Source organism: Amycolatopsis sp. NPDC004747 (assembly GCF_053601335.1).
On the sequence record NZ_JBSGBQ010000012.1, the window covers coordinates 58,172 to 81,413 of the forward strand.

18 protein-coding genes and 1 pseudogene are annotated in these 23,242 nt (G+C 72.6%); 12 read left to right on the plus strand and 7 right to left on the minus strand.

The features are described 5' to 3' along the window. Positions 1 to 8: 8 nt before the first annotated feature. Positions 9 to 1,241: a hypothetical protein gene (locus ACWEGE_RS20765; protein WP_449662080.1), complete on the plus strand. Its 1,233-nt coding sequence runs from the start codon at positions 9 to 11 to the stop codon at positions 1,239 to 1,241. A gap of 117 nt (positions 1,242 to 1,358) precedes the next feature. Beyond that, positions 1,359 to 4,436 carry a glycosyl hydrolase 2 galactose-binding domain-containing protein gene (locus tag ACWEGE_RS20770; protein ID WP_449662081.1) on the plus strand — a complete coding sequence of 1,026 codons (3,078 nt, stop codon included), beginning with the start codon at positions 1,359 to 1,361 and terminating at the stop codon, positions 4,434 to 4,436. A 33-nt stretch (positions 4,437 to 4,469) separates the two neighbouring features. Here the strand turns inward: ACWEGE_RS20770 and ACWEGE_RS20775 are convergent, their stop codons facing one another. After that, positions 4,470 to 5,855, minus strand: coding sequence for a carboxylesterase/lipase family protein (locus ACWEGE_RS20775; protein ID WP_449662082.1), 1,386 nt, complete (start codon positions 5,853 to 5,855; stop codon positions 4,470 to 4,472). A 154-nt stretch (positions 5,856 to 6,009) separates the two neighbouring features. Between ACWEGE_RS20775 and ACWEGE_RS20780 the strand changes: the two genes are divergently transcribed. Both ACWEGE_RS20780 and ACWEGE_RS20785 read left to right on the plus strand, forming a co-directional pair. Next, positions 6,010 to 7,893 (plus strand): Na+/H+ antiporter, encoded by a 1,884-nt coding sequence (locus tag ACWEGE_RS20780; protein ID WP_449662083.1) that lies wholly within the window; start codon positions 6,010 to 6,012, stop codon positions 7,891 to 7,893. Between the two features lie 10 nt (positions 7,894 to 7,903). Next, entirely contained in the window at positions 7,904 to 8,590 is a 687-nt protein-coding gene (locus ACWEGE_RS20785; RefSeq protein WP_449662084.1) for a histidine phosphatase family protein, read from the plus strand. On the opposite strand, the pseudogene ACWEGE_RS20790 reads toward ACWEGE_RS20785, so the two are convergent. After that, a pseudogene (locus tag ACWEGE_RS20790) lies at positions 8,574 to 9,318 on the minus strand (ABC transporter permease). The gene ACWEGE_RS20785 and the pseudogene ACWEGE_RS20790 overlap by 17 nt on opposite strands. Positions 9,319 to 9,335: 17 nt before the next feature. Then, positions 9,336 to 9,809 carry an MmpS family transport accessory protein gene (locus tag ACWEGE_RS20795; RefSeq protein ID WP_449662085.1) on the minus strand — a complete coding sequence of 158 codons (474 nt, stop codon included), beginning with the start codon at positions 9,807 to 9,809 and terminating at the stop codon, positions 9,336 to 9,338. A 218-nt stretch (positions 9,810 to 10,027) separates the two neighbouring features. On the opposite strand from ACWEGE_RS20795, the gene ACWEGE_RS20800 reads away from it, so the two are divergent. From ACWEGE_RS20800 to ACWEGE_RS20815, 4 genes are all read left to right on the plus strand, one after another. Then, positions 10,028 to 10,864 (plus strand): helix-turn-helix domain-containing protein, encoded by an 837-nt coding sequence (locus ACWEGE_RS20800; protein WP_449662279.1) that lies wholly within the window; start codon positions 10,028 to 10,030, stop codon positions 10,862 to 10,864. Positions 10,865 to 10,969: 105 nt separating this feature from the next. Then, positions 10,970 to 11,947, plus strand: a complete 978-nt coding sequence (locus ACWEGE_RS20805; protein WP_449662086.1) for a LacI family DNA-binding transcriptional regulator — start codon at positions 10,970 to 10,972, stop codon at positions 11,945 to 11,947. Positions 11,948 to 12,376: 429 nt separating this feature from the next. After that, complete coding sequence (locus ACWEGE_RS20810) at positions 12,377 to 12,958, plus strand: DNA-binding protein (protein WP_449662087.1); 582 nt, start codon at positions 12,377 to 12,379, stop codon at positions 12,956 to 12,958. A gap of 51 nt (positions 12,959 to 13,009) precedes the next feature. Next, positions 13,010 to 13,666: an RES family NAD+ phosphorylase gene (locus ACWEGE_RS20815; RefSeq protein WP_176171350.1), complete on the plus strand. Its 657-nt coding sequence runs from the start codon at positions 13,010 to 13,012 to the stop codon at positions 13,664 to 13,666. Here ACWEGE_RS20815 and ACWEGE_RS20820 read toward each other — a convergent pair. Genes ACWEGE_RS20820 through ACWEGE_RS20830 form a run of 3 tightly spaced genes read right to left on the minus strand, consistent with a single transcriptional unit; the run spans position 13,648 to position 17,231 of the window. Beyond that, positions 13,648 to 14,298: an HAD family hydrolase gene (locus ACWEGE_RS20820; RefSeq protein WP_449662088.1), complete on the minus strand. Its 651-nt coding sequence runs from the start codon at positions 14,296 to 14,298 to the stop codon at positions 13,648 to 13,650. The two genes, ACWEGE_RS20815 and ACWEGE_RS20820, sit on opposite strands and share 19 nt — an antisense overlap. Then, positions 14,280 to 16,217, minus strand: coding sequence for an alpha/beta fold hydrolase (locus ACWEGE_RS20825; RefSeq protein ID WP_449662089.1), 1,938 nt, complete (start codon positions 16,215 to 16,217; stop codon positions 14,280 to 14,282). The genes ACWEGE_RS20820 and ACWEGE_RS20825 overlap by 19 nt, the downstream gene beginning before the upstream one ends. Before the next feature lie 51 nt (positions 16,218 to 16,268). Next, on the minus strand, positions 16,269 to 17,231 hold the full coding sequence (locus tag ACWEGE_RS20830) for a TerC family protein (protein WP_449662090.1): 963 nt from the start codon (positions 17,229 to 17,231) through the stop codon (positions 16,269 to 16,271). 303 nt (positions 17,232 to 17,534) lie between these two features. Between ACWEGE_RS20830 and ACWEGE_RS20835 the strand changes: the two genes are divergently transcribed. Genes ACWEGE_RS20835 through ACWEGE_RS20850 form a run of 4 tightly spaced genes read left to right on the plus strand, consistent with a single transcriptional unit; the run spans position 17,535 to position 22,590 of the window. Next, complete coding sequence (locus ACWEGE_RS20835; protein ID WP_449662091.1) at positions 17,535 to 20,396, plus strand: alpha/beta fold hydrolase; 2,862 nt, start codon at positions 17,535 to 17,537, stop codon at positions 20,394 to 20,396. Continuing rightward, the gene (locus ACWEGE_RS20840) at positions 20,393 to 21,316 is read left to right on the plus strand and encodes an ABC transporter permease (RefSeq protein ID WP_449662092.1); all 924 of its coding nucleotides are present in this window, start codon (positions 20,393 to 20,395) and stop codon (positions 21,314 to 21,316) included. Before ACWEGE_RS20835 ends, ACWEGE_RS20840 begins: the two co-directional genes overlap by 4 nt. A 27-nt stretch (positions 21,317 to 21,343) precedes the next feature. Continuing rightward, the gene (locus ACWEGE_RS20845; RefSeq protein ID WP_449662093.1) at positions 21,344 to 21,817 is read left to right on the plus strand and encodes a hypothetical protein; all 474 of its coding nucleotides are present in this window, start codon (positions 21,344 to 21,346) and stop codon (positions 21,815 to 21,817) included. A gap of 32 nt (positions 21,818 to 21,849) precedes the next feature. After that, on the plus strand, positions 21,850 to 22,590 hold the full coding sequence (locus ACWEGE_RS20850) for an enoyl-CoA hydratase/isomerase family protein (protein ID WP_449662094.1): 741 nt from the start codon (positions 21,850 to 21,852) through the stop codon (positions 22,588 to 22,590). On the opposite strand, the gene ACWEGE_RS20855 is transcribed toward ACWEGE_RS20850, so the two are convergent. Then, on the minus strand, positions 22,587 to 23,090 hold the full coding sequence (locus ACWEGE_RS20855; protein ID WP_449662095.1) for an SRPBCC family protein: 504 nt from the start codon (positions 23,088 to 23,090) through the stop codon (positions 22,587 to 22,589). The two genes, ACWEGE_RS20850 and ACWEGE_RS20855, sit on opposite strands and share 4 nt — an antisense overlap. Positions 23,091 to 23,242 lie beyond the last annotated feature (152 nt).

Consider the following 23,242-nt stretch of genomic DNA (forward strand, 5'->3'; position numbering starts at 1 on the left):
AGGCGGCGATGGGAAAACTGACGCGCCGCGCCCGGGCCAAGGCGGACTACCTCGGCTTCGTCGGCGCCCGGGAGTGGCCGCTCGCGGCATCCGGGGCGGGTGTTGCGCTCGGCGTCGTCACCATCCTGCCGAGCGCCGTCGGCGTCGTGCTCTCCGTCGTCGCGCTCGCGCTCGGCGTCGCCACCTTCACCCGGGACCTGCGGCTGCTGCGCCGCCGGTGGGCCGGGTTCGAGTTCACCACCATCGCCGCCCCCTTCCCCACCGCGGAGCTGCCACCGCCGTCCGCCTACCCGGAAGCGGAGTACCTCGCCGTGCCCGCTCGCGGGACGGCGCTGGTCAGCGCCGCCATCGACCGGCACCTGTGGCAGGAGCGGCACACCGTCGACGTCGCCGAGGAGCCCTACCGGCTGCCGCCTTCGCTCAAGGCCACCGCGCCGCACGTGCTGCCGCTGCGGGCGCGCGGCCGGCTGCTGTTCAACGGCCCGATCGTCGGCATGCGCGGCGATCCGCTGCCCGCCGCCGGCGCGCGGCCCGCGCCGATCCGGCTGCACCGGGCCCGGTTCTTCGACGCCGTCTGCTCGAACGAGCTCGCCGCGCTCCGGATCACCCGCACCGACACCGGCGAAGAGTACGACCTGCGCAAGGCCGAGCTCACCGACACCGCCGGCGCCCTCCGGGAGCTGAGCGGCAGCGCGCTGGCCGACCTCGTCGGCGTCTCGACGGTCGCGTTCACCACCGACGGCAAGCTGGTCACCGTGCGGCAGTCGCCGCTCAACTCCGTCAGCGGGCTGCTGCTCGCGCCCTCGGGCAGCGGCTCGCTCGAACCCCGTGACCTGCGCACGCCGGATGGCGGCCCGCGCCGGTTCCTGCACACCGTGGTCCGCGCCGGGATGGAACGCGAACTGTGCGAGGAGAGCGGCCTCACCCCCGGAGACGTCCGCGAGACGAAGGTCGTCGGCTTCGCGCGCTGGATGGAGCGGGGCGCCAAGCCGGAGTTCTTCGGGCTCACCGCGCTGTCGGTGGACAGCGCCGAGGTCGCCCGGCGCCGTCCGGTCAGCGGCGAGCGGCTCTACAGCGCCGGCCTGACGCTCTTCGACGTCGACCTCCCCGCGATCGGCGCCGCGCTGGCCGGCGGTGTCCCGCTCAGCGAGGCACTTCCTCCGCGGCTCTGGGAAGACGGTTCCCTGCCGCTCCTGCTGGCCCTGCGGGCCGCCGCGGCGTGGCAGGCGGCCCGGGTCTGACGAAACGGCCTCTGTTCCCGGCGTGACCGGGCCGCTACGATCGTCGCAATTGTTAGGAAAGTTCCCTAACGATGGTCCGCTGTCCCCCGCCGCCGTGGGTGCCTAGGAGGCGCGCTAGTGAGCTATCGGCAGAGAAGAACCCGGACTCTCCTCGCGGCGGCCGTGCTGGCCGTCGCCGTGACCGGGGCGACCGTCCCGGCCGCGACCGGGCAGGAACCGGTGCGAGCGGTCGTGGCGGCCGCGGCACCGGCCACCGCCGTCCCCGGCTTCCTGATCCAGACGTCCGCGCAGGTCAGCGACGACTCCGCGGTCTCCAAGCCCGGTTACAACACCTCCGGCTGGTACCCGGTCGGCCCGCGCTCGACCGTCTACGCGGGGCTGCTGGCCAACGGCAAGTACGCCGACCCGTTCTACTCGACGAACATGAAGAACGTGCCCACCGCGGACTTCGGCGTCCCGTGGTGGTACCGCACGGACCTCACCGTCGCCGACCCCACCCAGCGCACCTACCTGGACTTCAGCGGGGTGCTGTCGAAGGCCGACGTCTGGGTCAACGGCACGCGCGTCGCCGACAAGACGCAGGTCAACGGCGCCTACACCCGCCACGACCTGGACATCACCGCGCTGGTGAAGGCCGGCACGAACAGCGTCGCGTTCAAGGTCTACCCGAACGACCCGAACAAGGACCTGTCGATGGGCTGGATCGACTGGGCGCAGACCCCGCCGGACCAGAACATGGGCATCGTGCGGGACGTCCTCGTGCGGCGCAGCGGCCCGGTGGCGCTGCGCGGCGGCCACGTCGTCACGAAGCTGACCGGGACCTCGCACGCCGACCTGACCGTGAAGGCCGACGTCCGCAACGACTCCGCGAGCGCGGTGAGCACGACGGTCTCGGGCACGGTCGCCGGCCGCGCGATCAGCCAGACGGTCTCACTGGCGGCCAAAGAAAAGAAGACCGTGACGTTCCCGGTGGTCGGGATCGACAACCCGCAGGTGTGGTGGCCGGCCGGGATGGGCGGGCAGCCGCTCTACGACCTCGACCTGACCGCGAGCGTCGGCGGCACGGCGTCGGACACCTCGCACTCCAGCTTCGGCGTGCGCACGGTGACCGCGGCCAAGAACTCCAGCGGCGGCCGGTCCTACACGATCAACGGGCGCCCGCTGCTGATCAAGGGCGGCGGCTACTCGCCGGACCTGTTCCTGCGCTGGAACGCGCAGTACGCGGCCGACAAGCTGGCCTACGTCAAGGACCTCGGGCTCAACACCGTGCGCCTGGAAGGGCACATCGAGCCGGACGAGTTCTTCGACCTCGCCGACCGGATGGGCGTGCTGACCCTGCCCGGCTGGGAGTGCTGCGACAAGTGGGAGGGCCAGGTCAACGGGGACGAGAAGGGCGACCCCTGGACGTCGGCGGACTACCCGGTCGCCAAGGCGTCGATGACCGCCGAGGCCGAGCGGCTGCGCGACCACCCGAGCGTCATCTCGTTCCTGATCGGCAGCGACTTCGCCCCCGACGCGACGATCGAGAAGAACTACCTCGACGCGCTGTCCGCCGCGGACTGGGCGACGCCGGTGGTCCCGGCCGCGTCGGCGAAGTCGTCGCCGCAGCTGGGGTCGTCCGGGATGAAGATGAACGGGCCGTACGACTACGTCCCGCCGAACTACTGGTACGACAAGGCGCACAGCGACCTCGGCGGCGCGTGGAGCTTCAACTCCGAGACCAGCGCCGGGCCGGACATCCCGACGATGGACACGCTCAAGCGGATGATGTCGGCCGGCGAGCTGGACACGATGTGGAAGAACCCGTCGGCCGCGCAGTACCACCGGTCGTCGTCCTCGACCTTCGCCAACCTGAAGCTCTTCGGCAACGCGCTGACCGCCCGGTACGGCAAGCCGTCGAGCCTGGACGACTTCGTCCGGAAGGCGCAGCTGGCGCAGTACGAGAACGTCCGCGCCGAGTTCGAGTCCCACTCGCGCAACTTCAGCGACGGCTCGAACCCGGCCACCGGGATCATCTACTGGATGCTCAACAGCGGCTGGACGTCGCTGCACTGGCAGCTGTTCGACGCCTACCTCGACCAGAACGGCTCGTACTTCGGGGCCAAGAAGGCGAACGAGCCGCTGCACATCCAGTACTCGTACGACACGAAGTCGGTCGTGGTCGTGAACCACAACCACGACGCGGCGTCCGGCCTGACCGCCCGCGTGCAGCTGTTCAACCTGGACGGGACGGCGAAGTTCGACCAGACCAAGGCCGTTTCGGTGGGCGGTGACGGTGCCAAGACGACGGCGCTGACCATCGGTTCGGTGAGCGGGCTGTCGACGACGTACCTGGCGAAGCTGGTCCTGACGGATTCGTCGGGCAAGGAGGTCAGTCGGAACGTGTACTGGCTGTCCACCAAGGCCGACACCCTGGACTGGGGCAACAGCGACTGGTACTACACGCCGCAGTCGGCGTACGCGGACCTTTCGGGGCTGAACTCGCTGGGTTCGGTCACGCTCGGGTCGTCCGCGACCTCGGTGGCCAACGCCGACGGCACCACGACCACCAAGGTGACGCTGACGAACCCGGCGTCCGGCAAGGTGCCGGCGTTCTTCGTCGACGCGCACGTGGTCGGCGCGGCGGGTGCGCCGGTGCTCCCGGTGCGGTGGACCGACAACCAGGTCACCCTCTGGCCGGGCGAGTCGGCGACGCTGACGGCGACGTACCGGACCGCGGACCTGCACGGGGCGGCGCCGTCGGTGCGGGTCTCCGGCTGGAACACCGGGACGAAGACGATCCCGGCGGACGGCTCGACCGGCCCCGGCCCGGGCGATCCGGCGGACTACCAGGCCGAGGACGCGACGATCACGAACGGCGTCGCGGAGGCCAACCACGCCGGGTTCACCGGAACCGGGTTCGTCAACTACGACAACGCGGCCGGCAGCGCGGTGGAGTTCACCGTGAACGCGGCCGCGGCGGGCAGCGCGAACGTCGTCCTGCGGTTCGCCAACGGCACCACGGCGAACCGCCCGATGGACATCACGGTCAACGGCACGAAGGTGGCCTCGGCCGTGGCGTTCGGCGGCACGGGCAACTGGGACACGTGGCAGACGGTCACGCTGCCGGTCTCCCTGACCGCCGGGACGAACAGGATCAAGGCGACGGCGACGACCGCCAACGGCGGCCCGAACCTCGACAAGATCACCGTCTAGCCCTGGGCCGGGGCGGTTCCGCGCCGCCCCGGCTCAGTCCCACAGCAGGCGCTGCTCGCGGTCCGGGTCGGACACCGTGGTGCTCACGTCGTCGAAGAGGCGCGTGACGCGGTCCTCGGTCGTGTAGCGCGGCCAGCCCGGGTCGCCGCTCGCGATGAACCGGACCCACGCGTCGGACATCTCCGTCGCCACCGCCTGCATCCGCTCCGCCGGGAACGGACGGCCGGCGAAGAGGAACCGCCAGTTGCGGTTCCGGATGTCGTCGAACACCAGCGGCAGGTCGAGCCCGTGCGCCGCGCCGAGCCCCTTGCCGCGCGGGGCGATCCGCCAGTCCAGGCGGTACATCCAGGCCTTCGGCTGCTTCTCGGCGAACCGGATCGCCGGGAGCCACCAGTCCCCCGCGGTCAGCACGCGGTTGCGGACCTGGTCTTCCGGCCAATCGAGTAGGTCGTCATACACCGCGACGGCCTTGTCGATCTCGGCCGCGTCCAGCATCGTCGAGCCGACGCCGAGCAGCTTCGCGCCGCCCGACTGCAGCCAGCTGAACAGGTCCTCCTCGTCCGCCGTCGTGCCGATGAGCAGCGGGACCTCGCGGACGCCGTCCAGTGGCCGGCGCGGGAGCAGCTCGTCGCCGACGACCACGCGGTAGGTCACCTTGGTGCCCGAAACCGCCGAAACCCGTTGCTGCGCTTGGAGGATCTGCGTGACCGGCAGCGTGGCGAGGTCCTCGGGCCGGGCTTCCAGTTCCCGCAGGACGGCGTCGGCGACAGCCGCGCCCTCGGCCGGGGTGTGGACGACCGAGCCGACGCCCGTGCCGCTCTGCACGATCGCCTGGTGGACCAGCCCGCGGGTGGCGGGTACCGCCAGCAGCGTCCCGACGGTCCGGCCGCCGTTGGACTGCCCGGCGAGCGTGACGCGCCCCGGGTCGCCGCCGAACGCGCCGGCGTTGTCCCGCACCCACTCGAGGGCGGCGACCTGGTCGCGCAGGGACAGGTTCGAGTCGGCGACCCCGGGCAGGTGCAGCATCCCGAGCACGCCGAGCCGGTAGGCGACGGTCACGACGACGACCCCTCGCCGCGCGTAGGCGGAGGCGTCGAACTGGTGCGGCGCGCCCATCACGCCGCCGCCACCGTGGATCCACACCAGCACCGGGTACGAGCCGGGCGCGGCCGGCGCGTAGACGTTCAGGTACAGGCAGTCCTCGTCGCCGGTGAAGCCCCGCCCGGTCAGTTCGGGCTGCGGCGCGCGGGGCGCCCAGTTCGTCGCGTCGCGGACACCGGGCCACGGCGGCACCGGCCGGGGCACGCGGAACCGCAGCTCCCCCACCGGCGGCGCGGCGTACGGCACGCCGAGGAACGTCCTGACCCCACCCCGCTCGGACCCGCGCACCGCGCCGGCCGCGATCTCCACCGTCGTCACGCCGCCAGCCTAGGGACGCCGCGGCACCCGGCACAGCGCAGACCGTGTCGTCCGCCCGGGTACGCGTGTCGTCCATCGGGGTACGCGTGTCGTCCAAGCGGCGGCGAGGCTGGCCAGGTGACACCCGCCGCGGTGGGCGGGTAATGATTACCCCGTGCACATAGCGGCAGAGATAGTGGCGCTGGTCGTGACCGTCCTGGTCGTCAGCGCGGTGGCGCGGCGGCTGGACTGGTCCGCCCCGCTGTGCCTGATCGTCGTCGGCGTCGCCGCCTCCTACGTCCCCGGCGTGCCCGAGGTCCACCTCGACCCCGAGGTCGTGCTGCTGGGCCTGCTGCCCCCGCTGCTGTACTCGGCGGCCATCCAGACGTCGCTGGTCGACTTCCGGAAGAACCGCGGGGCGATCGGGCTGATGTCGGTCGGGCTCGTCGTGTTCACCGCGCTCGGCGTCGGCGTGGTCGCCTGGGCGGTGATCCCCGGGCTCCCGCTGGCCGGCGGCATCGCGCTCGGCGCGGTCGTTGCGCCGCCGGACGCGGTCGCCGCCAGCGTCGTGGCCCGGCGGGTCGGGATGCCCCGCAAGCTGATCCGGCTCCTGGAGGGCGAGAGCCTCTTCAACGACGCCGCCGCGCTGGTCGCCCTCCGCACGGCCATCGCCGCGCTGGCCGGGTCGGTCAGCCTCTGGCAGGTCGGCGCGGACTTCTTCCGGGCGGCCATCGGCGGGGCGGTGGTCGGGCTGGTCGTCGGGTTCGCGGCCGCGTTCATCCGCGCCCGGATGGACGAGCCGGTGCTCGACACCGCGCTGTCGTTCGCCGTGCCGTTCATCGCCTACATCCCGGCCGAAGCGATCCACGGCTCCGGTGTGCTCGCGGTGGTGATCGCCGGGCTCATCCTCGGGCACAAGGCGCCGCAGATCCTGTCCGGCTCCACCCGGCTGGCGTCCCGGCTGAACTGGCAGACCATCCAGTTCCTGCTGGAGAACATGGTCTTCCTGCTGATCGGCCTGCAGCTTCGGCGGATCCTCGCCGAGGTCGGCGAGAGCGGCCTGTCGCTGATGACGCTGACCTGGATCTGCGTTGCGGTGCTCGCCGCGACCATCCTCACCCGGGTGCTGTGGATGGCCGGGATCGGCACCGTGAAGCGCGTGAAACGGCGCCTCCTGCCCGGGAAGGTCAAGGCCAAGATCTGGCCGTGGCGCTATTCGGCCGTCATCGCGTGGGCGGGCATGCGCGGGGTGGTGACGCTCGCGGCCGCGTTCGTGCTGCCCGCGGACACGCCGCAGCGAGCCGTGCTGGTGCTCGCGGCGTTCGTCGTCGTGGCGGGCACCCTGGCCGTGCAGGGCATGACGCTGCCCCCGCTGATCCGGAAGCTGCGCCTGCCGCGCCCGGACCCGGCGGAGGACGCCCTGCAGGAGGCGGCCGTCCTGCACGACATGACCCGGGCGGCGCTGGCCAAGCTGGAGGAGATCCGGACGCCCGACGACCCGCCGGAGATCATCCAGCGCCTGCGCGACCGCCTGCAGCACCGCGCCGACTCGGCGTGGGAGCAGCTCGGGCGGCAGAGCGCGCTGGCCGAGACACCGAGCGACGCCTACCGGCGGCTGCGGCTGGAGCTGCTGGAGGTCGAGCGCGACCAGTTCCTCAAGGCCCGCGACAGCGGCAGCGCCGACGACGACGTCCTGCGCAAGGTCCTGGAGCGGCTCGACATCGAGGAGTCCATGCTCGACCGCGACGAAGCGGAGCCCGACACCGAGGGCCGCGAACTGCGCACCCCGGCCGCGACGGCGGGGTCGTGCAAGCACCTGGCCCACGAGTGGGTGGAGAAGGACCCCAGCTCGGCCGACAGCTGCGCCGCCTGCCTCGCCGAGGGCACCACGTGGGTGCACCTGCGGATGTGCCTGAAGTGCGGCAACGTCGCCTGCTGCGACTCCTCGCCGCGCCGGCACGCCACCCAGCACTTCCACGAATCCCGCCATCCGGTCATGCGCAGCTTCGAGCCGGGCGAGACGTGGCGATGGTGTTTCGTGGACAAGCAGCTGGGCTAATGTCGGGGTCATGAGCACCCCGGAGCAGGAGATCGAGTACCGCCAGCACCGTTTCAGCCCGCCCCCGGGCGCGACGGAGATCTTCCTGGTCCGGCACGGCGAATCGGCCCCGGCCCGCGGCGACAACCCCTTCGAGCTGGTCGACGGCCAGGCCGACCCGGACCTCGCGCCGGAGGGCCGTGACCACGCCCAGCGCATCGGCGTCCGGCTCGCCGGGGAGCGGATCGACGCGATCTACGTGACGACGCTGCGCCGCACGGTGCAGACCGCCGCGCCGCTGGCGGAGAAGCTGGGGCTGACCCCGGTCGTCGAGCCGGACCTGCGCGAGATCCACCTGGGCGACTGGGAGAACGGCCTGTTCCGGAAGTACACGGCCGACGGCCACCCGATCGTCGACCGGCTGTGGGCCGAGCAGCGCTGGGACGTGATCCCGGGCGCGGAGTCCGACGAGCGGTTCGGGGCCCGGCTGCGCGGCGCGCTGACCCGCATCGCGGCCGCGCACCCGGACCAGCGCGTCGCGGTGTTCACCCACGGCGGCGTGATCGGCGAGGTGTTCGCCCAGGCGAGCCGCGCGGTGGAGCGGTTCGCGTTCCTCGGCGCCGACAACGGGTCGATCTCGCACCTGGTGCTGCACGGCGAAAACTGGATCGTGCGGCGCTTCAACGACACCGCCCACCTGGCTACGCCGCTCGGCTGAGCTTCCCGGCCGCGACGAACTGCACGGTCACCAGGATCGAGCAGGCTTCCGCGGCCAGCAGCCCGATCAGCACGAGGACCTGCGTCATCCCGGCCTGGAGCGGCCCCGCGCCGCCGAGCAGGACGCCGACGTAGGCACCGGGGAGCGTCACCAGCCCGACCGTGCGGGTCTGGTCGAGCGCCGGGATCAGCGCGTGCCCGGCGGAGGGCCGGCAGATCTCCAGCGCGGCCGGGCGCGGCAGGAACCCCAGTGCCAGCGCGGCTTCGTACTCGCCGTGCCGGGACTCGAGCTCGTCGAGGGCGCGGCGGGCGGCCTGCGACGTCGCGGTCATGGCACCGCCGATCACGATGCCCGCGATCGGCACGACCGCGATCGGGCTCCAGCGGGACGACGCCGGCGCCGAGGACCAGCGCGAGCACCGGGGCGACGCCGGCGGCGATGGCCAGCGCCGTCCACGGGAGGTTCCTGCGGGTACCGACGCGGCGCGCCGACGTCACCGCGGCGATCCCGAACATCAGCAGCACGAAGAGGCCGGTCAGCGGCGCCGAGCGGAGGACGGCGGTGATCACCAGCGACACGGCGGCGAGCTGGGCGACCGCGCGGGCGGCGGCGATCAGCACCGCGCGTCCCCGGCCGAGACCGCCCGCCCGGACGACGGCCGCACCGGCGACGGCGAGCAGGAGCAGGACGGCCGCCAGGGCGGGCCCGAAGGTGATGGCGGCGTTCACGCCGCCGATCCTGCCGCTCAGACGGCGCAGCTGAAGAGGCGCCCCGGCTCGGTCTCGGTCTTCTCGGCGACGACGGCGCCGTCGACGACGATCCGGCAGCGCAGCGCGCCGGGGCCGGGGTTGCGGGCGGCGATGCTGTAGAACTCGGTGCGCCCGGCGGGGCCGACCCGGGTGAACTGCGTGGACCACGGCGTCGCGACCTCGGCCTGCTGGGTCAGCGCCGAGCCCGCGGCGGCGTAGGTGACGTTGCGGGCGCCGTGCGCGCCGAGCAGTTCGTAGACGACGCTGTGGGTGACGGTGCGGACCGCGGCCGGGGCGACCGGCGCGGTGGCGGCCTCGTCCTTGGCCGGGCCGCGCGCGGACCGGGGTACGACGTAGGCGGTCACCGCGAAGGCCGCGGCGAGCACGCCGAGGACGACGACGAAGCTGCCGGCCGACCGAGCCCGCACGGCGCAGTCGCGCCGGTGCCGGGTCGCGGTGGGAACGCCCATGGCGAGGTCTTCTCTCGTCCCGCGCACTCCCGTCGAGTGCGTCGACCTATATCTCGCCGTGACCTGACAGGGCGTTAGCAGCTCTTCGCGGGAAGTTCGATGTTCACCCGGACGGGTGGCTGCCTCGGCGCCGGTTTTTGTCGGACCCGCGGGGGATGATCGGGGTTGTGTACGAGGAGGCGCCGGCGCCGGCGGTGTTGCGGGGCGTGGCGAGGTGCGTGTGGCGATCGGCTTCGGAGGGACCGAAGCGGATCGTCCCGGACGGCTGCGTGGACCTGGTGGTGGGCGACGGCACGGCGTTCGTGGCGGGCCCGGACACGGCGGCGTGGTCTTCGGAGGCGAAGGGGGTGCTGAGCGGCGTGCGGTTCGTGCCGGGCCGGGCGGCGGCGGTGCTGGGCGTGGCGGCGGACGAGCTGCGGGACAGGCGGGTGCCGTTGGGTGAGCTGTGGGGGCGGTCGGTGGCGGAGCGGTTGGCGGAGGGGGTGCTGTCGCCGGTTGCCGCGGTGGCCGGGCGGGTGGTGGACCTACCGCCGCCGGATCCGGCGGTGGCGGAGTTGATCGCGCGGCTGGATGCGGGGGTGGCCCGGGTGGGCGAGGCGGCGGCGGGGCTGGTCCGGCCCGGACTCGGCGAAGCAGCGGCGAGGCTGGCCCGACCCGGACTCGGCGAAGCGGCGGCGGGGTTGGCCCGACCCGGGTTCCGCGAAGCAGCGGCGGGTTCGACCCGGCCCGGGTTCGGCGAAGCAGCGGCGGGGCTGGTCCGGCCCGCGGCGGCCACCGGGGCGGGTGCGGTGAGCGAGCGGCGGCTGCGGCGGCGGTTCGTCCAGGCCGTCGGGTACGGGCCGGCCACCTACCTCCGGGTCAGCCGGTTCCAGCGGGCCGTCGCGCTGGCTCCGCTCGTGCCCGGCCTGGCCGCGCTGGCCGCCGGCGCGGGGTACGCCGATCAAGCGCACCTCAGCCGGGACTGCCGGGCGCTGACCGGCCTCACGCCGCGCCGCTACTTCGGTGCACTCTCCACTATGGACGTTGCCGAGCGTGATCGACTCCGTTCGGCGTAACCCGTGCGGTCAACCGGAAGTGGGTGTTCACCCAAAAAGGTAAGCGGACGGTAAACGACTACCAAGAGCGCTATTCTCCCCTCGACGAGTGATCAGGGAGGGCGTGTGGCCACCATCAGCGACGTCGCGGCCAGAGCCGGCGTCTCCACGGCGACCGTGTCGCGCGCGCTCAACGGGAAGTCCACTGTGGACCCGACGCTCGCCGCGCGGGTCCAGGAGGCGGCCGCCGAGCTCGGGTACCACCCGAACGGGCTGGCCCGGAACCTCCGCCGTCAGGAGACGGCGGTGCTCGCGCTGATCATCTCCGACGTGGAGAACCCGTTCTTCACCGCCATCGCCCGGGGCGTCGAGGATCTCGCGCAGCGGTCCGGCTATTCGGTGGTCCTCTGCAACTCCGACGAAAACGAGGACAAGGAGCGGCGCTACATCGAGGTCGCGCTGCAGGAGCGGGTCGCCGGCGTGGTGCTGTCGCCCACCGGCCGGTCGACGAACGTCGAAGGCCTCCGCCGCCAGGGCACGCCACTGGTGGCGGTGGACCGGCCGCTGCAGGCGGCGGAGGGCGACCAGGTGCTGGTCGACACCCGCCACGCGGCCGCCGAAGCCACCCGGCACCTGCTCGCCGGCGGCTACGGACGCGTCGGCTGCCTGACCGGCCCCCCGGGCGTCCGCACGGCCGAAGACCGCCTGGCGGGGTACGCCGATGTCGTCGGCGAGGAGAACGTCCTGTTCCGCCGGGCGGAATACCGCGCCGAAGGCGCCCGCTTGGCGGCGCTGGAACTGCTCGACGAGCCCTCGCCCCCGGACGCGCTCTTGGTCGCGAACAGCACGATGGCGATCGGAGTGCTGGAGGCGCTGTCGGCCCGCGGCCTGCGCCCGGGGAGCGACGTGGGCATCGTTTCGTTCGACGACGCGCCGTGGACAACGCTGATCGACCCTCCCCTGACGGTGGTCGCCCAACCGGCGTACGAAGTCGGCCGGGTGGCGGCCCAGCTCCTGCTGGCCCGCATTTCCGACAGCAGCCGCGACGCAACCACGACGACGCTCGAGGCCCGGTTGATCGTCCGGAAGAGCTCCCGCCGCTGACCCGAGAGGGGTGGGACGCCCCGCGCCGAGGCCGGCCGGCACACCTGGCGGGCCGGCCTGCGTGCCTGGAGGTCGCTTGGCGTTGCGGCAGAGCCGGGCGAGCGACGTGCCTGGGGGCCGGCTCGTGCCGGGCCCCCCAGGCACGCCCCACCCCCTGTGTCCCCCATCACCGGCGCCGGAACGCCGGGTCCTGTGAGCACGGAGCGGAAATCGTTTACTCATCCGGAACGTAGGTGCGCGCCCACCCAGTGTCAAGCCGGACCAGCACTGGACAACCGGACCCGCTCCAGGGAAACTGACCGGAAGTTGCTTACTCAACGTGTTGGATGATGTGCCGTAAGTGTCGATCTCTGGTGAATTCACCCACAGACAGGGCAAGAAAGCGCACGAACCCGCACATCCGCGCTGTTTCGGGTTAACCTGAGCCACATGTCTGTAGCGCTGGAGAACATCCTCGCCAAGGCGGGCCTGAAGGTCGACGCGAATGAGTTCCTCACTCTCGTCGAAGACGCCGCACGCAGACTGTCCCCACCGAATCCGGATCCTTCGCACTACTTCTCGGCCGACCAGCGCGCCGCGCTGACCGATGTCGGCCTCGATCTCTCCCCCCGGCGGGAAGACGAACCCGACTTCCGGGCGCGCACCGTCGCCGCCCACGCCGTGCTCGCCGAAGGGGCGCTCAGCGTCAACGAAGCCGCCAAGGCCCTCGGCGTCGACGACAGCCGGATCCGGCACCGCCTCAAGGAAGGGCGGCTGACCGGCTGGAAAGACGGCGGGTGGCGGCTCCCCGCGTGGCAGTTCGCCGGCTCGGGCGTGCTGCCCGGGCTCGAAGTCGTCCTCAAAGCACTGCCCGAAGACCAGCCCGCCCTCGTCGTCGCCGCCTTCATGAGCACCCCGCAGGCCGATCTCGTCATCAACGACCAGGCCGCGACGCCACGCCAATGGCTCCTCTCCGGTGGTGATCCGGAGCACGTCGCCCGCCTCATCGCCACGCTCGGCACTCCGCTCTAGGCTGGACCCTCCCGAGCAAGATCACCGACAAGGACGGACCACCCCCGACCCATGGCCCGGCTCCCGCTGCCGCCCGCCCGATCCGTCCTGGTCCGGCAGCTGAACCGCGCCGACGACGTGGTGACGGTCCAGCCCGCGACCAGGCTCGTACGGATCTTCACCGCGCACGGCAACCACCCCCAGCAGTGGAACTCGTTCCGCTACACCGGCCCGCTCCCGCACGGCCGGTTCGACCAGCAGACGCCCGGCCGCGGCGGCGCGCCGGTCACCGATCCCGCGAACGGCGTCCTCTACTTCGGCCTCACCGTGCGCACGTCCGTCGCGGAGGTCTTCCAGACCAGCTCGACGGTCGACCGCCGCACCCGCGGTCCCCGGCTGGTCGTCGTCCGCCCGACGCGGACCCTGCGCCTGCTCGACCTCACCGGTCTCTGGCCGACGCGGGTCGGCGCCTCCCAGGAGATCTCCAGCGGGCCGAAGAAGCTGACGCAGGCGTGGGCGCGCGCGATCCGCGGCGCGTTCAGCGACCTCGACGGCCTCTGGTACCGCTCGTCGATGGACTCCGGCGACCCCGCGATCTGCCTGTGGGACCCGCCGGCGGGCGCCGCGCTCCCGATCGCGCCGGACGTCCTGCTGCCGCTGGACCACCCGGGCCTGGACGTGCCGCTCGGCCGGGTCTGCGAAGAGCTGAACTACACGCTGCTGAACTGAGCCGCGAGCAACGGGATGATCGCCCGCAGGTCGCCGCCGTCGACGACGTGGGTCGCGACGGCCCGGGCCCCCGGCGCGGCGTTGAACCCGATGCTCGTCCCGACCGCGGCGAAGAGCGGCAGATCCGACCGGCTGTCCCCGACCGCGACACAGCACTCCGGCGCGAACCCCTGCGCGAGCGCGAAGTCGCGCTTGCCGTACTCGTCCAGGTGCTCGGCGACCCGCCCGGTGTAGCGGCCGCCGACCGCTTCGGGCACCGGGCCGCAGTACGCCGCGAACCCGAACCGGCCGGCGAGCATCCGGCCCACCGGCGCCCACGCGAGCGTCGTGAGGATCGGGCGCAGGTCGTGCTCCCGGCACCACCGCACCGTCTCGGCGATCCCGTCGACCAGCGGCAGCGTCGCCAGCCGGGCCAGGATCTCCGCCTCCGTGTGCCCTGCCCAGCCGCGGGCGTCGATGACCGACGCCTCCTGGTTGGTCATCGTCCCCGCGACGTAAGCCGCTTCGGCCGCGACGAGCTCGGCCTCGTGCCCCAACGCCGCGGCCACCCACGCGCACGAGCTGGTGCCCGGGACGAGGGTGCCGTCGACGTCGAAGCAGACCAGGCCGCGCACTACAGGTGCCGCGCCCACCATTCGAGGATCGCTTCGAAGCGCTGGACGCGGTGCCGCGGCCGGCCCGAGCGGCTCAGCTCGTGGCCTTCGCCGGGGAAGATCAGCATCTCCGCCGGCGCGCCCGCCCGGCGCAGCGCCACGAACATCCGCTCCGCCTGCTCCAGCGGGCAGCGCCAGTCCTGCTCCGAATGCACCACCGCGAACGGGATCTTGATCTGCGCCGCGTACGAAAGCGGCGACCGGTCGCGCTGCACCTCCGGCGAGGAGCCGATGTAGGCGTCGACGAACATGTAGCCGATGTCGGAGCTGCCGAGCATCGAGTCCCACGCGTTGACCGCGCGCTCGCTCCACGCCGCCTTGAAGCGCTCGCCGTGGTGGGCGGCCAGCCAGCTCGTCATGAACCCGCCGTACGAACCGCCCATGACGCCGACGCGGGTGGCGTCCAGGTCCGGCCTCTCCAGCGCCTTGTCCAGCAGCGCCAGGACGTCGTCGACGTCGACCGTGCCGAAGCCGTGGGTGATCGCGTGGCCGTGCGTCTGCCCGTAGCCCGCCGACCCGCGCGGGTTGCCGACCACCACCGCGTAGCCCGCCGTCGCGTAGACCTGCGCCTCGTCGAACACCGCCCACTCCTGCTGGGTGAACGGGCCGCCGTGGACCACCCGCAGCACCGGGTGCGGGCCCTCGCCCTCGGGCAGCACCAGCCAGCCGTGCACCGGGTAGCCGTCCGGCGCGGTCGTCTCCAGCTCGATCATCGGCCGGATGCCCTTGTCCCGCAGAGGCTTCGCGTAGTCGGTGAGCACCCGTGGGGCGCCCTCGCCGAGCAGCACGACCTCACCCGCGGTCGACGGCGTCGCGATTACCGCCACCAGCACCGAACCGTCCAGGGTGAACGACCGGACGGCGGCCTGCTCGGCGTAGACCACCGCCAGGTCGGCCAGCGGGGCCTCGACGGCGTCGACGGAGACCGCGCGCAGTTCCACCGCGCCGCGGTTGCGGACCGCCACCACGACGTCGTCCCCGCGCGGAGCCGGCGGGCCCGCCACAGTCTCGCAGTCGACGGTCTCGGCGTCGGTGAGCCGTCGGGCCTTCACCGGGCCGGCGCCGAACTCCGGCGTCGCCGCGTAGAGCCCGGTCGGCGCGGCTTCGTGGTGCTCCTCGAAGGACTGTCCGAAGTAGAACAACGTGCCGTCGGGGCCGAACACCGGCCGCTCCGAGAACCCCTCGCAGCGCACGACGACTTCGGGTTCGCCGCCCTCGGCGGAGATCGCGCAGATGTCGCGGAAGTCGCTCTCGGCCGCGCCCCAGTCCGGCGGGGCGGTGAAGACCACGCGCGTGCCGTCCGGTGTCCAGGCCGGGTGGGCCGCGTCGAACCCGGGCCCGGTCAACGGCTCGACGTCCCCGAGCTCGAGGGCGTCGACGACGAACAGCCGCTGCATGCGGTCCAGCAGGAAGCCGACGTCGTCGATCCGGTAGTCCATCCGCGCGATCCGGCGCGGCGCCTCGGCGGCCGGCTCCGGCGTCTCGCCGTCGGCGTCCGGCGTGCCGTAGCGGCCGGCCTCGGGCACGCGCGCGGTGAACGCGATCCGCCGCGAATCCGGCGCCCACACCGGCTCCCCGGCCCCGAGCGGCAGCGACGTCAGCCGACGGGCCTCCCCGCCGTCCGACGGCATCACGTGCAGCTGCGGGTTGCCGTCCGCGCCCTTGCCGTCCCCCGCGCGGAGGAACGCGACCCAGCGCCCGTCCGGCGAGATGGCCGGGGCCGAGTCGCGTGGACCGTGGGTCCACGCGGCCTCGCCGCCGTCGAGGGCCACCCGCCGCACCGCGCTGTGGGTGGCGTTCGTGGTGAGATCCGGTCTCTTGATCGCCGTGAGCAGCAGGTTTCCGCGCAGGGCGGGACGGCCGGGAACGACGAGGACTTCGATGTCGGCAGGACGCACCTGACCGACGGTACCCGAAATCCTTAGCCAGGCGAACGATTTTGCCGGACGCTAAGCAACGACCTGCTTGCGCTCGTCGCGCCGGGCCTTCGCCAGGCTGGCCACCGTGGTCACGGTGAGCACGACGACGATCACGCCGAGGGAGACCCAGTTGTTGATGTCCAGCCAGTCCGGGACGACGTGGTACTCGTGCAGGGCGTGCAGGAACAGCTTGGCCCCGATGAAGGCGAGGATGACCGCGAGGCCGTAGCTGAGGTAGACGAGCTTGGTCACCAGGCCGCCGAGCAGGAAGTACAGCTGGCGCAGGCCCATCAGCGCGAACGCGTTGGCGGTGAAGACGAGGAACGCCTCCTGCGTGATGCCGAAGATCGCCGGGATGGAGTCGACGGCGAAGAGCAGGTCGGCCGAGCCGATGGCCACGATCACCAGCAGCATCGGAGTGATCATCCGCTTGCCGTTGATCTTCACCGTGTAGTGGTGGCCGTGGTAGTCGTCGGTCACCGGGGCGATCTTGCGGACCTGCCGGGTGACGGCGTTCTCGTGGTACTCCTCTTCCTCGCCCTTGCCGCGCAGCATGCTGATCGCCGTCCAGATCAGCACCGCCCCGAAGAGGAAGAACACCCAGACGAACTGCTCGATCAGCGCGGCGCCGATGGCGATGAAGACGCTCCGCATGGCGAGCGCGAGCAGGATGCCGACCAGCAGCACGCGGTGCTGGTGGATGGCGGGCACCTTGAACGAGCTCATGATGATCATGAAGATGAACAGGTTGTCGACGCTCAGCGAGTACTCGGTGATGTACCCGGTGAAGAACTCGACGCCCGGGTCGTGCCCGGCGAAGACCCACACGCCGATGCCGAAGACGATCGCGCACGAGACGTAGAAGATGACCCAGCGAGCCGCTTCCCCCGTGGTCACTTCGTGCGGCTTGCGATCGACGATGACCAGGTCCAGCGCGATCAGCGCGAGCAGGCCACCGATCGTGGCGATCCACAGCCACAGGGGGACAGTCATGGAACCGAAACCTCCGGATAGTGCGCAGCAGCAACTAACCGGAGGTCTCTCCCGCCGGTGGAAACCACCGGCCGACGGTGCCGGGGGCGCAGGCCACCGTGCTGACGACACCGCCGCGAAGGAATACTCCCCTCACAGCGCGTCCAGTTTGCCGGTTCCTCCCACCGAACGCCAGCCGGGATCGCGCACGTCACCGGGTTGGTCGTGTAATTCCGGTCACTTCGGTCCACCAGGTGGTCCGGAAAGTGTGATCACTGTGAGCCGCGGAGAACACTCTCAGGAAAGTTCACCTACGGTCACGTCGTGCCCCGACTTTCGCTCCCGCGCACCCGCCGAGCCCGGTTCACCGCGCTCGGCGCCGTCGTGGCGGTGCTCGCCGCCGCGACCGTCCTCTGGGCGACGCGCGACACGGCCCCGCTCGCCGTGCCCACCCAGGACGCGTTGATCGACCTGCCCGCAGCCCCCGGTTCGGCGGAGCGGGTCAAGATCGACACGACCACCTACCTCCCCGCGACCGTGCCCGCACCGGCGGTGCTGCTCGCGCACGGCTTCGGCGGCGACAAGAACAGCGTCGCCGACGACGCCCGCGAGCTCGCGCGGAAGGGCTTCGTCGTGATGACGTGGTCCGCGCGCGGGTTCGGCAAGAGCACCGGCAAGATCGGGCTCAACGACCCGGACGGCGAGGTCGCCGACGCGAGCCGCCTGATCGACCGGCTCGTCGCGCAGCACCAGGTCACCCTCGACGCCAAGGGCGATCCGAAGGTCGCCGTCTCCGGCGCCTCCTACGGCGGTGCGCTGTCACTCCTGCTGGCCGGCACGGACAAGCGCGTCGACGCGATCGCGCCCGTGATCACCTACAACGACCTGGCCCAGGGCCTGATCCCGAACGCGGCGACCCCCGCGTCCACGGCCCCGGGCACCCCGTCCGCCGGCGCCTTCGCCACCGACGGCGTCTTCAAGAAGAGCTGGGCCGGCATCTTCTTCTCGGCCGGCTCGGGCGCCGCGGCGAGCGGCTCGCCGTCCGCCGAGGCGCCGGAGGCCGGGCAGGAGACGGACACCGGGTCCACCGGCGCGACCGGGACCGCCGCGGCCGCTCTCCCCGCGGCACCGCCGGGCGCGGGCGGGCCGCGTGGCGGCCCGGCCGACCCGTGTGGCCGGTTCACCGCCGCGGTCTGCCGCGCCTACACCGAGCTCGGCACCACCGGGCAGGCGAGCCAGGCGAGCGTCGACCTGCTGCGCCGCGTCTCCCCCGCGTCCGTCACGGACCGGATCACCGTGCCGACGCTGCTCGTGCAGGGCGAGAGCGACACGCTCTTCGGCCTCGACCAGTCCGACGCGAACGCCCGGCAGATCACCGCGGCGGGCGGCAAGGTCAAGACGATCTGGTACACCGGCGGCCACGACGGCGGCAAGCCCGGCCCGCAGCTGCGCGCCAAGATCGCCGACTTCCTGAAGACGGCGCTGGACGACGGCGACCCCGGCACCGGCTTCAGCTACGACGTCCAGGGCACGTTGCGCGCCAACGGGGCGCCGTCGGTCCGCACGGTCAACGCGGCCGCCTACCCCGGGCTGACCGGGCCGGCGACCGAGCGGCGGCTGCTGGCGCTGAGCGGGCCCGCGCAGCCGGTGGTGCGCCCGGCCGGCGCGAACCCGGCCGCGGTCAGCGGGATTCCCGGCCTCAACGGCGTCGCGAGCAGCTCGGCGCGGCTCGGCGCGCTGTTCAGCAACGACCCGCCCGGCCAGGCCGCGCAGTTCACCACGGCCGCCTTCGACGGCCAGGTCGTCGTCAGCGGCTCGTCGACCGTGCGGCTGCAGGTCGCCGCGGACCCGGCGCACCCGCAGCCGGACGCGGTCCTGTTCGCGAAGCTCTACGACGTCGGGCAGGACGGCTCGCGCGTGCTGCCGGCCAACGCCATCGCGCCGTTCCGGGTGAGCGGCCTGCCCGCCGACGGCACCCCGGTCGACGTCACCGTGACGCTGCCCGGCATCGTCCGGCCGATCGAAGGCGGCCACTCGCTGCGGCTCGTGGTCGGCACCACCGACCAGGGCTACGCCGCCCCGGCCGCGCCCGCGGTGTTCCGGATCGGGCTCGCCGGCGGCACCGCGCTGGCCGTGCCGGTGGTGCCGGGCAAGTCCGTCGGCTCCCCGGCGCCGGTCGGGCAGCTCGCCGGCATCGGCGTCACGCTGGCGATCGGTCTCGCCGCGGTGCTCTTCGCGGCGCTGCGCCGCTGCCGGGCCACCGACGTCGACCCCGGGCTCGCCACCACCCCGCTGGTCATCGAGGGGCTGCGCAAGCAGTACGCGGGCGGGTTCGTGGCGGTGAAGGACCTGTCCTTCCGCGTCGAACCGGGCCAGGTGCTCGGCCTGCTCGGGCCGAACGGTGCCGGCAAGACGACCACCCTGCGGATGCTGATGGGCCTGATCACGCCGACCGCGGGCAGCATCCGCGTGTTCGGGCACAAGATCACCCCGGGCGCGCCGGTGCTCTCGCGCATCGGCTCGTTCGTGGAGGGCTCGGGCTTCCTGCCGCACCTGTCCGGCCGGGCCAACCTCGAGCTGTACTGGGCTTCCACCGGACGTCCGGCCGACAAGGCGCACTTCGCCGAGGCGCTGGAGATCGCCGGGCTCGGCAACGCCGTCGAACGCCGGGTGCGGACCTACAGCCAGGGCATGCGGCAGCGGCTGGCGATCGCGCAGGCGATGCTCGGCCTGCCGGAGCTCATGGTGCTCGACGAACCGACCAACGGGCTCGACCCGCCCCAGATCCACCAGATGCGCGAGGTGCTGAAGCGGTACGCCGCGACCGGCCGCACGGTGGTGGTGTCCAGCCACCTGCTGGCCGAGGTCGAGCAGACCTGCACGCACGTCGTGGTCATGCACCGCGGCTCGCTGGTCGCCTCGGGCGAGGTCGGCGAGCTGGCCGCGGCCGGTGGCGAGGCGACGTTCCGGGTCGACGACCCGGCCGCGGCCGCGGCGGCGCTCAAGGCGCTCAGCGGCGTCACCGACGTCGACGTCGAGGGCGACCTCGTGCACGCGAACCTGGGTGAGCTGCCGCGGGCCGAGGGCGTGGCCGCGCTGGTGCGCGCGGGCGTCGCGGTGGAGCAGGCCGGGCCTCGGCGCCGGCTGGAAGACGCGTTCCTGCAACTGGTGGGAGAAGAGTCGTGAGCGAGGGTGTGCACACCGACCCGCACGCGCTGGACGAGCTGAGCGACCTCGCGTCGGCCGAGCACGCCGGCGTCGGGCCGGACGGCGCGGTCGAGGGCTACTCGGCGCGGCGGACGCTGCGGCTCGGCGTCGAGCTGCGGCGCCAGCTGAAGCGGCGGCGCACGCAGTTCCTGCTCGGGTTCGTCGCGATCCTGCCGTTCATCCTCGTGCTCGCGTTCCAGCTCGGGCAGTCGAACCCGAACCGGCGCAGCGGCGGGTTCGTCGACCTGGCGACGGCGTCCGCGCCGAACTTCGTCGTGCTGGCGCTGTTCGTGTCGGGGACGTTCCTGCTGCCGATGATCGTCGCGCTGTTCTTCGGCGACACGATCGCGAGCGAGGCGTCGTGGTCGAGCCTGAAGTACCTGCTGGCCGTGCCGGTGCCGCGGCAGCGGGTGCTGCGGCAGAAGGCGATCGTGTCCGGGCTGCTGTCGGCGTTCGCGCTGGTGCTGCTGCCGCTGGTGTCGCTCGGCGTCGGCGTGCTCTGGTACGGCGCGGGCGACGCGATCAGCCCGACCGGCGACGCGGTGTCCTTCGGCGACAGCCTGCTCGCCATCGCACTGTCCACTGTGTACATCATCCTGCAGCTGGCCTGGGTGGCCGGCCTGGCGCTCGCGCTGAGCGTGTCGACCGACGCCCCGCTCGGCGCGGTCGGCGGCGCGGTGCTGGTGGCGATCCTGTCGCAGATCCTGGACCAGATCACGGCGCTGGAGGGGCTCCGGAACTACCTGCCGACGCACTACGCGTTCTCCTGGATGGACCTGATTTCGACCGACGTCGACTGGACCAACCTGGCGAGCGGCATGCTGTCGGCGGCGATCTACGGAACGGTGTTCTTCCTCTACGCCGGGCGGCGGTTCTCCGGAAAAGACATCACCAGCTGAGCCGCGCGGGCGGCGTACGCTGCGGGAATGACCACCGTGGTGGAATGGCACCAGCCGCCCGCGCCGCTGGTGAAGACGATGAACGTGGTGTTGCGCCGGGTGCTGCCCAGTCCGCTCGGCCGGAGTGTCGGCGAGTTCATGCTGCTCGCCTTCGACGGCCGCCGGACCGGGCGGCACTACCGCGTGCCGGTCACCGCGCACCGCGACGCCGGCGGGCTGTGCTCGCTGACGCCGGCGGGCTGGCGGTTCAACTTCCGCGGCGGCGCGGACGTCGACGTCACGTTGGCCGGCCGGACGACGCCGATGCGCGGAGTGCTCGTCGAGGACGAAGCCGAGATCGCGCGGACCTACCTGGACCGGATGACCGAGCTCGGCATGCGCCGCGCCGCCCGGATGATCGGCCTCAAGTTCCCGCTCGGCCGGCTGCCGACCCTCGACGAGGTCGCCGGACTCGCGCGGCGGGAGCACTTCGGCGTCGTCCGGTTGAGCGGCAGGACCTGACCGGCCCGACACGCCGCGGTACGGTCGGGTGCGTGCCGATCACCCTGGACAGCCGCCGCGACGTCGCCGTGCTCCGGATCGACCACGGCCGGGGCAACACCCTCGACACGGACTCGTGCCGGGAGCTGGTGCGGCGGATCGAGGACGCCGAGCAGGCCCGCGCCGTGGTGCTCACCGGGACCGGCGGCATCTTCTGCGCGGGCGTCGACCTCAAGCGGCTCGACGCGGGCGGGGCACCGTACGTGGCGGAGTTCCTGCCGCTGCTGTCCGACGCCTTGCTGGCGGTGTTCGGCTGCCCGCGGCCGGTGGTCGCCGCCCTCAACGGGCACGCCATCGCCGGCGGGGCGGTGCTCGCCGCGGCCTGCGACCACCGGGTGCTGGGTGCCGGCCGGATCGGCGTGACCGAGCTGCTCGTCGGGCTGCCGTTCCCGTTGGCCGCGCTGGAGATCCTGCGCTGCACGTACGGAACTGCTCGGCTGCCCGAACTCACCTACACGGGTGAAACCTGGGGCGGTGGCGAGGCGCTGGCGCGCGGGCTGGCCGACGAGCAGGCCCTGCCGGAGGAGGTGCTCGAGCGGGCCGTCGCGGTCGCGGCCCGGCTCGGCGAGCTGCCCGCCGAGCCGTTCGCCCACACGAAGGCCCAGATCCGGCAGCCCTTCCACGAGCGGATCGCCGAATACCGCCACTCGGACGACCCAGGGGTGGAGCGGCTGTGGCAGTCCCCCGAGGCACTCGCCGCCGTCAAATCCTATGTGGACAAAGTGCTCCGCTAGGCGGCGTGCACACCGCTTTCGGCGAGCGCCTTGATGCCCTCGACGGTCTTCTGCATGTTGGCCTGCAGCTCGCCGAGCCGCATCGCGACGATCTCGTCTTCGTGTTCGGGCATCGAGCCGATGATGGTCGTGAGGTTGGACGGGCCGGGGCCGATCTGGGCCCACTGGCGCAGGATCGTGCCGTCGCCGTCCGGAACGAGCTCGAAGCGCCACGAGGCAGCGGGGATCGTCACGTCCTCCACGGCCCAGGCGAACAACCGCCCGGGTTCGTAGCCGGTCACCGTCGAAACCGTCTCCCACTCCCCGGCGACCGGGTGGGAGTTGCGGCCGCGGAACCGCGCACCGAGGCCGGGTTCGGCGCCCTCGACCCAGCCGCCGCCCTGGAACTCGGTGGAGAACCGGGCCGGCAGGTCGATGTCCAGCAGCCAGGACCAGACCTCGGCCGGCAAGGCTTCGATGCGGACTTCGACCTGCGTCGTGGGGCAGTCGGAAACCTTCATGGCGGACCCCTCGCTCGATGACGGTGCCTACGGGATCGGACCGTAGCCCGGGCCGGATCACGCGGACAACTCACACGGTGCCCGCGGTTGCGCACGCCGGAGGACGCGGCGCCACCCGCCGAAAGTCGGATCTTGACGGATTCTGCGCCCGG

Coding starts and splice junctions, on each gene's coding strand:
- ACWEGE_RS20815 (WP_176171350.1), top strand. CDS start 13,010: ATGGCCCGGCTCCCGCTGCCGCCCGCCCGATCCGTCCTGGTCCGGCAG.
- ACWEGE_RS20785 (WP_449662084.1), top strand. CDS start 7,904: ATGAGCACCCCGGAGCAGGAGATCGAGTACCGCCAGCACCGTTTCAGC.
- ACWEGE_RS20855 (WP_449662095.1), bottom strand. CDS start 23,090: ATGAAGGTTTCCGACTGCCCCACGACGCAGGTCGAAGTCCGCATCGAA.
- ACWEGE_RS20795 (WP_449662085.1), bottom strand. CDS start 9,809: ATGGGCGTTCCCACCGCGACCCGGCACCGGCGCGACTGCGCCGTGCGG.
- ACWEGE_RS20845 (WP_449662093.1), top strand. CDS start 21,344: ATGACCACCGTGGTGGAATGGCACCAGCCGCCCGCGCCGCTGGTGAAG.
- ACWEGE_RS20830 (WP_449662090.1), bottom strand. CDS start 17,231: ATGACTGTCCCCCTGTGGCTGTGGATCGCCACGATCGGTGGCCTGCTC.
- ACWEGE_RS20765 (WP_449662080.1), top strand. CDS start 9: ATGGGAAAACTGACGCGCCGCGCCCGGGCCAAGGCGGACTACCTCGGC.
- ACWEGE_RS20810 (WP_449662087.1), top strand. CDS start 12,377: ATGTCTGTAGCGCTGGAGAACATCCTCGCCAAGGCGGGCCTGAAGGTC.